Below are 12,927 nucleotides of genomic sequence, written 5' to 3' on the forward strand. Positions count from 1 at the left end.
CACTCTCACCCGTCCCCCATCCGGGTGCAATGGACCATCCGGACCAGCGGCGGACCGAGGTGCCACGTCGATTCCGTTGGCTCAGCGCGGAGTTGGCGCTGTGCGACCCGGTCCGGCGGCGGTAGCGTGGCGGGTGCGACGCCCGGAGGTGCCGATGTCCGACGAGGATGAGGAAACCGAGGATTCCCTCTGCCGCGGCTGCGGCGGATCCGGGAACATCAAGGTGGCTCGGCGGTTCATGCACCTCGACACCGGCGAGATCTCGACCGTGATGGCCCTCGGTCGCTGCCCGTACTGCCGGGCGAACCCGGGGCGCCAGCCGGGCTGCGGCCCGCCCGTGTGAGGATCGACCCCATGTCCGAAGAGGTCGGCGACAACGCCGGGATCGCGGCCAACGGCCCGAACGCCCTGTGCTTCACCTGCGGTGGCCTGCGCAAGATCAGCGAGCCCCGCTTGTACCTGATCCAGGCCACCGAAGACCTCCAGACCGGTATGACGATGGCCGAATGGCGCACCTGCCCCCGCTGCGGCGGCAAGGGCTACGTCCCCGGCATACAACCTCCGGTGTGACCGGCGGCGCATCTCCCGAGCCCGTGGGCACTTTCGCACTGGCGGCGATGCTCCACCGCGTGACCGCGGTCCGGTGAACGCGCCGACGGCGCAGCCGTTCGCGGTGCGTCCCGCGAGCTCGTGCTCGAAACCGGTGCGACGCGGGCCGAACGGCCGGGGGCGAGAAAGCCGTCCGGCCCGCCATCCCCGTATGCGGCGAGAGCGGGGCGGGCCCTGGGGGAATTCAGGCCCTGCCCCGCCTCATCGCCGGGTCGGGGGCCGCCCTCGGGGGTACGGCGGCCGCGCCCGACCGGCCGGGCCGCATCTCGCAGCGGGCGGCCCGCCCCCGCTCCCCGAACCCGCGCCCACGACGGGGAAAGAAGGGGCCGGGGAGGATTACCGGTTCGCCGCGCGGCGAACCTCGGAAGTCGACGGGGCGGTCGAGGTGGGCGTGCCTCGACCGGTGAAGCGGAGGCCTCGGCGGCGGACGTCACGCACCGGGTTCGGAACTCTCGGCCACGGCTGCCTCGGTCCGGCCCTCGCCTTCTTTTGGAAGCTTCAACCATGAAGTCGTAGAACGGCGCGGATCGTTACCGACAGTGGGAGATGAGCGCGTCACACGTAACCGTGAGCACACACCGGTAACACCGCGCCGCGACCTGGCGACCAGCTGTCCTCGACCTGCGGAATGGCGCCCGGCGGACCGGGCGCCAACGGCTCACATCCCGCAGTCGGGCGCGGACCAGACGTCGCCACCGCCAGCGACGTGCACGTGGTCGTCATGACCGGGGTAACCCGGTCCGAGGGCCTCCCCGAAACCGTGGTCGCGCGCCTGCAGCACCAGCGCGCAGAAACCCTGCGAACCGGCCGCGAGGTCGGCGGCATCGCCGTAGAGGTGGCGGCTGTTCGGCGCGCCGCCCACCGCGTCGTTGCAGGAGACGCTGCGGAATCCGCCGTTTACCACGATCGGCGCGTCACCCATCGCGTGCCTCATGGCCTGCAGCTTCCACATCGTCACCAGGGCGTTGGCCTTGGCGCCGGCGGCGGAGGTCTTGCCGCCGGACCAGTCGGCATTGCAGTTGTTGAGCTCGGAGAAGTCGAAGTTCGCCGGCGAGCAGTCGGACTCCTGCAGCGCGTAGAGCTTGGCGAAGGTGGCCTCACCGGCGATCCCGTCGGCGGCCAGTCCGTAGGCGCGCTGGAAGCGGGTCACGGCGGCCTCGGTGGCCGGCCCGTACTGCCCGTCGATGGCCAGCCGGGCCCCGCGACCCGGATACCCGGCGACGCGGATCTGCAGGTTGCGGACGTCATCGCCGGAGGCGCCCCGGCTGAGCGTGCGGCCCCAGGTGTAGCAACCATCGGCGGCGGAGGACTGCGCGGCGGGCGCGGGCGCCGAGACCGCAACGGGTGCGACGAAAGACGTGGCGGCGGCGCCCGCCACCAGGGCGACCGCCACACCGGCTAATCGGGATCTCATCCGGGACTTCCCTTCGCTGCGAGTGATCATGTGCAGCTGCGGATGCTCCCGGAAAACGCCCTCCTGTTGCCCGGCCTGTCAGGAATTCACCAAAAAAGCGACATCACGGCGGAATCTCACCACCCAGACGGCCCATCCCCGACACCCGCAACATCCGCCCCGAACGGGAACGTGCCGCCCGCCGGATGGCGAGCGGCACCGGCTCCGATCACCGGACGACGTCGAGGACGTTCTTCTGAATGCCGTTCGGGTACACCTCGTGCTCGACGAGCTCGAGCTTCTGCACGTCCTTGTCGGTGTCGCTGAAGAGTCGCTTGCCCGCACCGAGCAGCAGCGGGAACACCAGCAGGTGATACCGGTCGATCAAGCCCGCGTCGGAGAGGTTCCGGTTCAGGTTCGCGCTGCCGTGCAGGACGATCGGCCCACCGTCGGCCTTCTTGAGCGCCGCCACGTCCTCCAGCGAGCGCAGGATCGTGATCTCGCCCCAGTTCGACACCAGGTCCTCGTCGCGCAGCGTGCTGGACACGACGTACTTCGGCATTGCGTTGTAGCCCGCGAACTCCTCGGTCATCGTCGGCCACACCGGGGCGAAGGCCTCGTAGCTGACCCTGCCCATCATCATCGCGGCCGCCTCCCGCTGCTCCCGTTCCTTGATCGCGTAGGCCTCTTCCAGGAACTCGACGTCCCGGAACGTCCAGCCGGAGTTGCGATACCCCGGCTCACCGCCGGGGCCTTCCACGACGCCGTCGAGCGAGACGAAAGCGGTCGAGATGAGTGTGCACATCGAGGGCTCCCTTCGGATCGATCGTGCCGGCAACCGGCTACCACGCGTTGAGACCGCGCGGTGGCGCGGAACTCATCGCTGCCCTCCGAATCCCCGGCCGCTGGTGCATCCCGCCGCGACGGGCCGTCCGGAAAGCATCCGCTCGGGCGGCGCGGTCCGCACGGTCTTCCGGGCGGCGAGCAGCGTCGCGACCACCAGGGCGCCCAGTGCGGTCAGTCCCGTTATCCCCCAGAGAACGAGCTGCCACGCTTCCGTCAGCCGCGCCGCGTCTTCCGGCCCGGCGACCTCTCCGGTGGCCACCCGACCCGCCTGCTCCGTGCCGACCCGGCCGGTCAGCAACGTGATCAGGACCGAACCGAACAGCGCCAGCACCAGGGTCTGCGTGCCCCCGCGAACCGTGTTCACCAGACCTGCCGCCATGCCGGCACGCGATTGGTCGATCTGGTTCATCGCCTGGGCATCGATCAGACCGATCGCCAGGCCGCTGCCGATTCCGACCGTCGCCAGCGGGCCGAACAGCTCCCAGCCCCCGACGCCCGGGTGCAGCACGGTCAGCCAAGCGTTGCCGACCGCGATCAGCAGCAGACCGCCGGTGATCAGCAGTCGCGGTGGGACGCCGCGGTTGACCAGCCGTCCGGTGAGCGTCGGCAGAAGCAGCATCGGCACGGTCGTCATCAGCATGACCACACCGGAGTCGCGCACCCGCATCGCGCTCGCGCCCTGCAGGTAGGTGGGCAGGTAGGACATCATCCCGCCGAAGCCAAGCACCATCACCACTCCTGCCAACAACCAGCCGACGAACCGTCGGTTGCGCAGCAACGTCAGATCCAGCACCGGGTTCGGGCTGCGCTGCTCGACGAGGACGAACGCGGTGAGCAGCCCGGCGCCGCCCGCGAGCAGTCCGAGCACCAGCGCGCTCGTCCAGCCGGCTCGCGAGCTCTGCGTGATCGCGAGCATGACCAGCGCGAGCCCGGCGATGAAGGTCACCGCGCCGCCCCAGTCGACCCGCGCACGCCGCTCGGCTCCGGCCTCGACCATCGCGAAAGTGCCTGCCAGCACGAGCAACCCCGCCACTCCGAAAGCGCCGAAGGTGGCGCGCCACCCGAGTTCGCCGACCAGCCACCCGGCCAGCGTCGGGCCGATCGCCATGCCCACGCCCGCGATGGTGCCCATCGCGGCGAACGCCTTGGTTCGCTCGGCGCCGGTGAACGTCGACGCCAGAAACGCGCCACCACCCGCCATCACCCCGGCCGCACCAACACCGGTAGCCGTGCGCGCCACGTCCAGCAGCAGGATGTCCGGGGTGAGCGCCGCGACCAGGTTGCCGAGCGCGAATGTCGCGGCGCCGATCCGGTAGACCCGACGGCGGCCGAACAGATCTCCGAGGGATCCGGTGACGAGCATGAACGACGAAGCGGTAAGGAAGTAACCGGTCACCACCCATTGCAGTGCGCCGCCCGAGGCGTTCAGGGCGGTTCCGATCTTCGGAAGGGCGACCGCCGTGCCGGACATCGACATCGGTAGCGCCAGGCAGCCGAGCAGTACGACGACCAGCGTCAGCTTGTTCCGCACGGTTCAACCTCCAGGTCGGTCAACCGGCGTACGGCTCGGCTGCCCGGGCGTTGCGCAGCGCGCGCGCCCACCAGGTGAGCTGGTTGAGCATTCCCTTCGCGGCGCCGTTGCAGCCCTCGTCGATCGGCCGTCCGCTCTCGTCGAAGCGGTCCCAGGCGTTGTGGAAGCTGACGCTGTCCCGGACCGTCGTCGCGTGCAGCTCGGCGAAGACCAACCTCAGCTGTTCGACGGCGCGCAGGCCACCGCCCATCCCGCCGTAGGAGACGAAGCCGACCGGTTTGGCCTGCCACTCCGCGCGGTAGAGGTCGATCGCGTTCTTCAGCGCCGCCGGGAAGCTGTGGTTGTACTCCGGCGTGACGACCACGTAGGCGTCGGCTGCGGCCAGCCGGGCCCCCAAGCCGGTGACGTGCTCGTCCGGCGCGGCTCCGAAGTCGATAGCGGTGGGCAGCGAGATCTCGGCCAGGTCGATCACGTCGACGTCCAGCCCGTCGAACTGCCGGGCCTGCTCGGCGAACCAGCCGGCCACCGTTGGTCCGAAACGACCCTCGCGGTTGCTCCCGATGATCACGGCAAGGCGCAGTGCGGACATCTTCACTCCTCGGTTCGGTGTGCTCGAAGCGGACGAGTGATAAAGTACAACATGTAATGCACTTACTACAACACTCGTTGTACTTCTTCCTGGAGGGCGATTTGAGCAGGGATAACGTCACCCGACGCGGATCGGTGAAGCGCCAAGCGATCCTCGAAGGCGCCCGCGAGGTGTTCGGCCGCGACGGCTACAGCCGCGCCAGCATCGACGCGATCGCCAAGGTCGCCGAGGTCTCGACGCGCACCATCTACAACCACTTCACCGACAAGGACGAGCTTTTCCGCGCGGTGATCCTGGAAAGCGCGGAGCAGGTCCGCGAGAGGCAACTGGCCGATCTGGAGCGGCACCTGGGCAAGGTGGTCGACCTGGAGTCCGACCTGATCGCGCTCGGTCTCGCCTTCACCACGGTGATGCCCCAGTTCGGCGCGCACTTCGCGCTCGTGCGGCAGATCCAGGCCGAGATCGGGCACATCCCGGAGGACGTGCTGGTCGCCTGGCAGGAAACCGGGCCGCAGCCGGTACAGGCCGGCTTGGCGCGCCGACTGGCCGAGCTGGACGAGCGCGGCCTGCTCGACGTCGAGGATCCGAACCGCGCTGCCCGCCACTTCGTCGCCCTGGTCGGCAGCGAGGTGCAGAGCCGCACCTATTCCGGCGCGCTCCCGATCGACGAGGCCGCCCGGGAGGAAATCGTCACGGCGGGGGTCAGAACCTTCCTGCGTGCATACGGCCTCCGGTAGACCGGGTAGGCTGGGATTACCGGAGACGATCCAGCACCAGCGGTTTCGCGAGTGCCGTCTTCGGCGAATGATCTATCCCCGGCCCAGAAGCAGGCCGGAGGCGGGAGCGCCGAGATGATCGCAAGCGATCTGAGTTCGGCACGCACAGCAGAGCAGGAACGCGCCCAGACCGGGCCGCGGTTGCGCATGAAGCCGGCCGATGCGGTGCACGGCCGGATCAACGGAGGTTGGTGGCCTCGATCGCGGGACCCCGAAGTGGAGTTCCCCGAGCTGGTGACCGCGCTGCGGCCATGGCTCGGAATGGCCAATCGCGTTTCCTACCACCTCGACATGTGGGCCGCCGCGCCGCGAAAGATGGTGCTGGAGGGCCGGGCAATCCATTTCGAGGGCTTCCGATCGATGGAACCGCACACCGTCGCGGTGACCAGTTCGTCGGCCGGGCGGCTGAACCTGCTGACCGTCCCGCCGGACACTCCCGACGAGACGGCTCGTGCGGTCATGGACTCGGCCGCCGACCCGAATTCCACCACCCGTGCCACCGAGTTGATCTCATCCCGAAGCGCGGTACCGCCGCAGGTTCCGCGCTCGGACACCGCGGTCGTGCCCCAGGCGCGCTCGGGAGAGACGACTCCGGAGGAACGCTGGGAAGGCGAAGGCGGGCAGATCCGCGCGCGAGCCTGACCCGCCCCGATCACGGAGTCCGATGATGGCCGAAGACAGGCGACGGCAATTGCGAGCCGCGCTGACCATTGACGGATCCGCGCCCGAGGTGACCGCCGTCTGCGAGCGGTGCGTGACGCATCTGTCCGTCTCCGGAGCGGGCGTGACGGTGCTCAGCCACATCGGGGCGAACGGCGATGGACCTCAGCGCGGCTTGGTGCACGCCACCAACGACGTCAGCAGCGGATTGGAAGACCTGCAACTTACCGTCGGGGAAGGTCCGTGCCTGGACGCGTTCGCCACCGGCGGACCGGTGCTGATCTCCGATCTCGCCACAGATCCCGCGCGCTGGCCCGGTTTCGGCCCTGCCGCGCTGGAACTGGGTGCGGCGGCGCTGTTCTCGTTCCCGCTCACGATCGGCGTGGTGCGGCTGGGGTCGCTGGACCTCTACCGCGACGCGCCGGGTCCGATGGCGGGCGTGACGTTCTCCGACGCGCTGCTGCTGGCCGATCTGGCGACCGAGGCGATCGTGCACGACCTGGACGGGCACGCGACCGAGGACCTGAGCTGGCTCGCAAATCCGCACGCGGAGGTGCACCAGGCATCCGGGATGGTGCAGGTGCAGCTCGGCAGCAGCACCGAGGTGGCGCTGCTGCGGCTTCGCTCCTACGCCTATCAGCACGAGCTGTCGGTCACCGAGGTGGCGCACCAGGTGGTGACCCGCAGGCTGCGGTTCACCGGCGAAGACGATCCCGCCCAGCCCGGCGGCGAGAGGGGAGAACGAGACCGGTGACGGTGACCGAACGAGAACAACGACTCGCCCAGACCTTCGTGGCATTGTCCGACACGCTGGTCGACGACTTCGACGTCATGAACTTCCTGAGCCTGCTCACCGAGCGGGCTGCGGAACTGCTGGACGTCACGGCGGTGGGAGTGATCGTCTCCGACCAGCGCGGCGGTTGGCATCCCGCGGCCGCCTCGAACGAGGACGTGCGGTTGCTGGAACTGTTCGCGAGCCAGACGCGCGAAGGACCCTGCCAGGACTGCATCCGCGATTCCGCCGCAGCCTACAGCGCCGATCTGGAAACCGACCGCGCCCGGTGGCCTTCCTTCGCCGAGTCCGCGGCGAAGGCCGGTTTCCGGGCGGCCGCCGCGGTACCCATGCGGTTGCGCCGCGAGACCATCGGCGCCTTGACGCTGCTCAACCGGAACGCGGTCGGCGTCAGCCAGTCCGATGCCGAGCTCGGGCAGGCGTTCGCCGACGTGGCGACGGTGGGCATCTTGCACCAGCGCGCGGCGGCCCGGAAGGAGACGGTCTCCGAGCAGCTGCAGGCCACCTTGCACCACCGCGTGGTGATCGAGCAGGCCAAGGGCGTGCTCGCGGAGAGCGGCGACCTGTCCATGCAGAACGGCTTCGAGCTGCTGCGCGACTACGCGCGCAGCAACGGCCAAGGGCTCACGGACCTGGCGCACAGCATCGCCGACCGCACCATCGACCCGCACGACCTGCTGACCGCGTACCGCCTCCAGCAGCTCTCGTCGTAGGCGACGGACCGCGGTGCGACACGGCGCGGGATCCCAGATGCGGCCTCCGGCTGCCTATACTCGCTGAAGTGAGCGGCGCACTCCCCGAACGGCTGAGCCAGGCTTTCGTCGAACTGGCGGACACCCTGGTCAGCGACTTCGACAGCACGGAACTGATGCAGCGGCTCACCGAGCACTGCGTGGAGCTGCTGGACGTGGACGCGGCAGGCCTGCTGCTGGCCGACCCGGCCGAGGACCGTCCCGTCCTGCGCCTGGTGGCGTCGTCCACCGAGCGGGCGCGGGTGCTGGACCTCTTCCAGCTGCAGGACGAGGAGGGTCCGTCGCTGGAGTGCTATCGCACCGGTGAGCCGGTCAGCACGCGCGGCGACGTGGCCCAGCGCTGGCCGCGCTTCGCCGCCGCGGCCGACGACGCGGGCCTCACCGAGGTGCACGCCGTGCCGATGCGGCTGCGCGAGCGGACCCTGGGCTCGCTGAACCTCTTCCGCGCGCGACCCGCGCTGGCCGAGAGCGACCTCCGGCTCGCCCGCGCGCTGGCCGACGTCACCACCATCGGACTGATGCAGGAACGCACCTTGCGGCAGCACGAGACGCTGAGCGACCAGCTCCAGGTCGCGCTGGACAGCCGCGTGGACATCGAACAGGCCAAGGGCATCCTCTCCGAACGCCTCGGCCTGGACCTCGAACAGGCCTTCAGCACGCTGCGCGGGTACAGCCGCAGCCGGGGTCGCAGGCTCAAGGACGTCGCGCAGGCCGTGATCGACGGGTCGTTGCGCCTGGACGACATGCCCGCACCACCCCGCCGCTGACCACCCGGAAGCGCGAAAGAGATCGGTTGATGGCGACACAGCTCGCAAATGGGCGGGTAGTCTGGGGGGAGTCGCCCCAGCCCCTGGCGATGTCCTGAAAATCCATCCCAGGGAATCGGTGCTATGAGTTCACCTGCCACAACGCGGACGTCTCAGTCGGAGAGCGCCGCGCCTCCCGACCTCGCGGGAAAGGTCCCGGTCGGTCAGATGGCGCTGATCGCGCTGTTCACCATCACGCCCCTGCTGGCCCTGCTGGCGGCCGTGCCCTTCGCATGGGGATGGGGACTGGGCTGGTGGGACATCGGGCTCGCCCTGTTCTTCTACTACGCCAGCGGCCTCGGCGTGACGATCGGCTTCCACCGCCACTTCACCCACCGCGCGTTCCGCGCCAAGCGGCCGCTGCGCATCGGGCTTGCCATCGCGGGCAGCTTCGCCATGCAGGGGCCGGTGATCCAGTGGGTCGCCGACCACCGCCGCCACCACGCCTACGCCGACAAGGAAGGCGACCCGCACTCGCCGTGGCTGTACGGCACCGGGCCGATCGCCGTGGCCAAGGGCTTCTGGCACGCCCACATGGGCTGGCTGTTCAACCGCGCGCAGACCAACCAGGACAAGTTCGCGCCCGACCTGCTCAAGGACCGCGGCCTGACCTGGGTGAACCGGCTGTTCCCCGTCTGGACCCTCGGCACGCTGCTGCTGCCTGCGCTGCTGGGCGGGCTGCTCACCTGGTCCTGGTGGGGCGCGCTCACCGGGTTCTTCTGGGCCGGCCTGGTGCGCGTGGGAGTGCTGCACCACGTCACGTGGGCGGTCAACTCGATCTGCCACATGATCGGTGAGCGCCCCTACGCCTCCCGCGACAAGGCGGCCAACTTCTGGCCGCTGGCGATCGTGTCTTTCGGCGAGTCCTGGCACAACTCGCACCACGCCGATCCGACCTGCGCACGGCACGGGGTCGACCGCGGTCAGCTGGACACCTCCGCGCGGGTGATCTGGGCCTTCGAGAAGCTCGGCTGGGTGAACCAGGTCCGCTGGCCCACCCCGGAACGACTCGCCAAGCGCACCGTGCAGAGCGCCTGACCGGACGAGTCCGCTCGTCCTCGAACGTGAAGTGGGCCGCTCGCCATCCGGCGAGCGNTTCGACACCCGACAGTTTTGCCTAAAACTGCACGCAGACTTCGGGCGCCGAAGCCGCACAGCTCCAGGGGCCTTTCAGTATGCGGCGGAGCCGCATGCGGTGTGGGACTCAGCCGGCACCGCGGCGGGTTCTCGGACGTCGCCGGGCGAGGACAGCCGCGACGCCGCGTAGGCCGCTACTCAAGGAGCGGATCCCGCAGCGCGGGGGCGTCTGAGGTTCCGCTCCCGGCACCGCCACGCGACCCGCAAACCGAGATATCTCCTCAGGCAAAACTGTCGCCGCCCGGCGCCGGAGCCGAGCGGGCCCGAGTCAGGTGAGCTTGATCTGGCGGTTGACGTCCTTGTAGAGCAGGTAGCGGAACCGGCCCGGGCCGCCCGCGTAGCAGGCCTGCGGGCAGAAGGCGCGCAGCCACATGAAATCGCCCTCCTGGACCTCGACCCAGTCGCCGTTGAGGCGGTAGACCGCCTTGCCCTCCAGGACGTAGAGGCCGTGCTCCATCACGTGCGTCTCGGCGAACGGGATCACCGCGCCGGGCTCGAAGGTGACGATGTTGACGTGCATGTCGTGCGAGAGGTCGTCGGGGTCGACGAACCGCGTCGTCGCCCACGCCCCATCGGTGTCCGGCATCGGCGTCGGCTCGACGTCCCGCTCGTGCACCACGAACGACTCCGGGGCGGCCAGCCCTTCGACCGCCTCGTAGGGCTTGCGCACCCAGTTGAAGCTCGCCGCCTGCGCACCGTCGTTGTGCACCGACCAGTCCGCACCGGGCGCCAGGAAGGCGTAGCCGCCGGGGGTCATCCGGTGCTCGACGCCGTCCACGACCAGCCGCAGCTCGCCGGCCAGCAGGAACACCACCGATTCCACCCCGGCCTCGGGTTCCGGCCGGTCGCTGCCACCGCCAGCAGCCACCTCCACGACGTACTGCGCGAACGTCGTCGCGAATCCCTCGATCGGCTTGGCCAGCACCCACGCGCGCGTGCCCCGCCACCCGGGGAACTTGCTCGTCACGATGTCCCGCAGCACACCGCGCGGAATCACGGTGTACGCCTCGGTCACGATCGCGCGATCGGTCAGCAGATCCGTCTGCGGCGGCAAACCACCAGCGGGCGCGAAGTACGACGGCTCGTTCACGTGGACTCCTCCTCGGCCTGTTCGGCTTCGCCGGCGATCGTCGGCACTCCATGTATACACAACCGTATACGGGGTTGACGAGGGTGGCGAGCTTCGCTTAGCTTCTTCCGCAACATAAGCGTATACTTTCGCATCACGAAATATCGCTGATCGGGGCCGCCGCACAGCTGGTGGTCGGACGTGCCCGCCATACACCCCGGCGCGGGCCAGAAAAAGCCAACCGCGAAGCGGAAACCTTGGAGGCAGCTCGATGACTGCCACGGACAGCCCGTCGGCTGCCGATCCCGGCACGGCCAGCTCCCGCCTGTACAGCTACGACCTCGCCCCCACGAAGAAGGAGGGGCGTCGCTGGGGCGCCTACAACGTCTTCACGCTGTGGGCCAACGACGTGCACAGCCTCGGCAACTACGCGTTCGCGCTCGGGCTGTTCGCCCTCGGGCTCAACGTGTGGGGAATCCTGGCGGCCTTCGCTCTCGCGTCCGTGCTGCTGTTCCTGCTGCTGACGCTGTCCGGCTACATGGGCCACAAGTCGGGCGTGCCGTTCCCGGTGATGAGCCGGATCGCCTTCGGCACCCAAGGCGCGCAGATCCCGGCGGCCGTGCGCGGGATCGTCGCCATCGCCTGGTTCGGCATCCAGACCTACCTCGCGTCCGCGGTGTTCAACGCCCTGCTGGTGGCGATGTTCCCCTCGCTGGAAGGGCTGAAGGGCCAGTCCTTCCTCGGGCTCTCGGCGCTCGGCTGGATCACGTTCCTCGTGCTGTGGGTGGTCCAGGTGCTCATCGTCAGCTACGGCATGCACGTCATCCGCAGGTACATGGCGGTGGCCGCGCCGACCACGCTGATCACCATGTGCGGTCTGGCGGCCTGGATGTTCTTCCGCGCGGACTTCTCCATCTCGCTGTCCACCGCGCAGCCGCTCACCGGCGGGGCGATGTGGCTGCAGATCCTGCAGGGCGCCGCCCTCTGGGTGGTCATCTACGGGACGTTCGTGCTCAACTTCTGCGACTTCACGCGATCGGCCAGGAGCCGCAGCTCGATCGTCTGGGGCAACGTGACCGGGATCCCGGTGAACATGCTCTTCTTCGCCGGGATCGTGATCGTGCTCAGCGGAGCGCAGTTCAAGCTCAACGGGAACGTGATCACCAGTCCGACCGACATCGTCCAGACGATCCCGAACCTGGCGCTGCTGGTGATCGCCTCGATCTCGCTGATCATCCTGACGATCGCGGTGAACCTGCTGGCCAACTTCGTCGCGCCGATCTACGTCCTGGTCAACCTCTTCCCGCGGCACCTGAACTTCCGCCGGGCGGGGCTGGTGAGCGCGATCATCGGGCTGGTCATCCTGCCCTGGAACCTCTACAACAGCCCGATCGTGGTGAACTACTTCCTCGGCGGGCTCGGCGCGCTGCTCGGCCCGCTGTTCGGCGTGATCATGGCCGACTACTGGCTGCTGCGGAAGACCCGCGTGAACGTGCCGGACCTCTACAGCGAGGCCGCCGACGGCGAGTACCACTACCGCAACGGGTACAACCCCAAGGCGGTCCTCGCGTTCCTGCCGTCGGCGGCGATCGCCGTGGTGCTCGCGCTGGTGCCCGCGTTCGGCGCGGTCGCCGGGTTCTCCTGGTTCATCGGAGCGATCCTGGGCGCGGTGATCTACGCCGGCATCAGCGGCCGGAACCCGCACGCCACGGACGTCGACGGCGAGTCCATCGCGGTGGCCGCCGAGTAATCCCGCACACCGGCGACGCACGACGAACCGGGGCCCGGACGCGGTCGAGCACCGCACCCGGGCCCCGGTTTCGTCTCGGGGGTGTTCAGCCTGCGGCGGCAGCCGCGGGCGGTGGGGAACTCAGCCCGCACCGCCCGCGGGTTCTCAGACGTCGCAGGGCGAGGACAGCCGCAGCGCCGCCCAGGTCGCTGCTCGAGTCGCGGATCCCGCAGCCCG

14 protein-coding genes are annotated in these 12,927 nt (G+C 69.3%); 9 read left to right on the forward strand and 5 right to left on the reverse strand.

The features are described from left to right. The first annotated feature begins 154 nt into the window (after positions 1 to 154). Both ABD289_RS14280 and ABD289_RS14285 read left to right on the forward strand, forming a co-directional pair. Positions 155 to 343, forward strand: a complete 189-nt coding sequence (locus ABD289_RS14280) for a hypothetical protein (RefSeq protein ID WP_344131548.1) — start codon at positions 155 to 157, stop codon at positions 341 to 343. A gap of 11 nt (positions 344 to 354) precedes the next feature. Continuing rightward, on the forward strand, positions 355 to 570 hold the full coding sequence (locus ABD289_RS14285) for a hypothetical protein (RefSeq protein ID WP_344131550.1): 216 nt from the start codon (positions 355 to 357) through the stop codon (positions 568 to 570). 697 nt (positions 571 to 1,267) lie between these two features. Here the strand turns inward: ABD289_RS14285 and ABD289_RS14290 are convergent. From ABD289_RS14290 to ABD289_RS14305, 4 genes are all read right to left on the reverse strand, one after another. Beyond that, positions 1,268 to 2,023, reverse strand: a complete 756-nt coding sequence (locus ABD289_RS14290; RefSeq protein WP_344131553.1) for a D-Ala-D-Ala carboxypeptidase family metallohydrolase — start codon at positions 2,021 to 2,023, stop codon at positions 1,268 to 1,270. Between the two features lie 208 nt (positions 2,024 to 2,231). Next, on the reverse strand, positions 2,232 to 2,807 hold the full coding sequence (locus ABD289_RS14295) for a dihydrofolate reductase family protein (protein ID WP_344131556.1): 576 nt from the start codon (positions 2,805 to 2,807) through the stop codon (positions 2,232 to 2,234). A 72-nt stretch (positions 2,808 to 2,879) separates the two neighbouring features. Beyond that, the gene (locus ABD289_RS14300; protein WP_344131559.1) at positions 2,880 to 4,379 is read right to left on the reverse strand and encodes an MFS transporter; all 1,500 of its coding nucleotides are present in this window, start codon (positions 4,377 to 4,379) and stop codon (positions 2,880 to 2,882) included. Between the two features lie 19 nt (positions 4,380 to 4,398). Next, complete coding sequence (locus ABD289_RS14305) at positions 4,399 to 4,968, reverse strand: NADPH-dependent FMN reductase (RefSeq protein ID WP_344131562.1); 570 nt, start codon at positions 4,966 to 4,968, stop codon at positions 4,399 to 4,401. A 17-nt stretch (positions 4,969 to 4,985) separates the two neighbouring features. Between ABD289_RS14305 and ABD289_RS14310 the strand changes: the two genes are divergently transcribed. The 6 genes from ABD289_RS14310 (at position 4,986) to ABD289_RS14335 (ending at position 9,793) form a co-directional block, all read left to right on the forward strand. Continuing rightward, on the forward strand, positions 4,986 to 5,705 hold the full coding sequence (locus tag ABD289_RS14310) for a TetR/AcrR family transcriptional regulator (RefSeq protein WP_344131565.1): 720 nt from the start codon (positions 4,986 to 4,988) through the stop codon (positions 5,703 to 5,705). A gap of 114 nt (positions 5,706 to 5,819) precedes the next feature. After that, on the forward strand, positions 5,820 to 6,386 hold the full coding sequence (locus ABD289_RS14315; protein ID WP_344131568.1) for a DUF5994 family protein: 567 nt from the start codon (positions 5,820 to 5,822) through the stop codon (positions 6,384 to 6,386). A gap of 25 nt (positions 6,387 to 6,411) precedes the next feature. Then, positions 6,412 to 7,158, forward strand: a complete 747-nt coding sequence (locus tag ABD289_RS14320; protein WP_344131571.1) for a GAF and ANTAR domain-containing protein — start codon at positions 6,412 to 6,414, stop codon at positions 7,156 to 7,158. 2 nt (positions 7,159 to 7,160) lie between these two features. Beyond that, positions 7,161 to 7,910 carry a GAF and ANTAR domain-containing protein gene (locus ABD289_RS14325; protein ID WP_344131574.1) on the forward strand — a complete coding sequence of 250 codons (750 nt, stop codon included), beginning with the start codon at positions 7,161 to 7,163 and terminating at the stop codon, positions 7,908 to 7,910. Between the two features lie 68 nt (positions 7,911 to 7,978). Continuing rightward, positions 7,979 to 8,716, forward strand: a complete 738-nt coding sequence (locus ABD289_RS14330) for a GAF and ANTAR domain-containing protein (RefSeq protein WP_344131577.1) — start codon at positions 7,979 to 7,981, stop codon at positions 8,714 to 8,716. A gap of 207 nt (positions 8,717 to 8,923) precedes the next feature. Continuing rightward, positions 8,924 to 9,793, forward strand: a complete 870-nt coding sequence (locus ABD289_RS14335; RefSeq protein WP_344131579.1) for an acyl-CoA desaturase — start codon at positions 8,924 to 8,926, stop codon at positions 9,791 to 9,793. Positions 9,794 to 10,160: 367 nt separating this feature from the next. Here ABD289_RS14335 and ABD289_RS14340 read toward each other — a convergent pair whose 3' ends face one another. Next, the gene (locus ABD289_RS14340; protein ID WP_344131582.1) at positions 10,161 to 10,982 is read right to left on the reverse strand and encodes a bifunctional allantoicase/(S)-ureidoglycine aminohydrolase; all 822 of its coding nucleotides are present in this window, start codon (positions 10,980 to 10,982) and stop codon (positions 10,161 to 10,163) included. Positions 10,983 to 11,232: 250 nt separating this feature from the next. Between ABD289_RS14340 and ABD289_RS14345 the strand changes: the two genes are divergently transcribed. Continuing rightward, positions 11,233 to 12,711 carry an NCS1 family nucleobase:cation symporter-1 gene (locus ABD289_RS14345; RefSeq protein WP_344131585.1) on the forward strand — a complete coding sequence of 493 codons (1,479 nt, stop codon included), beginning with the start codon at positions 11,233 to 11,235 and terminating at the stop codon, positions 12,709 to 12,711. The last annotated feature ends 216 nt before the right edge of the window (positions 12,712 to 12,927 follow it).

Source organism: Saccharopolyspora halophila (genome assembly GCF_039531955.1).
Classification (GTDB): domain Bacteria; phylum Actinomycetota; class Actinomycetes; order Mycobacteriales; family Pseudonocardiaceae; genus Saccharopolyspora; species Saccharopolyspora halophila.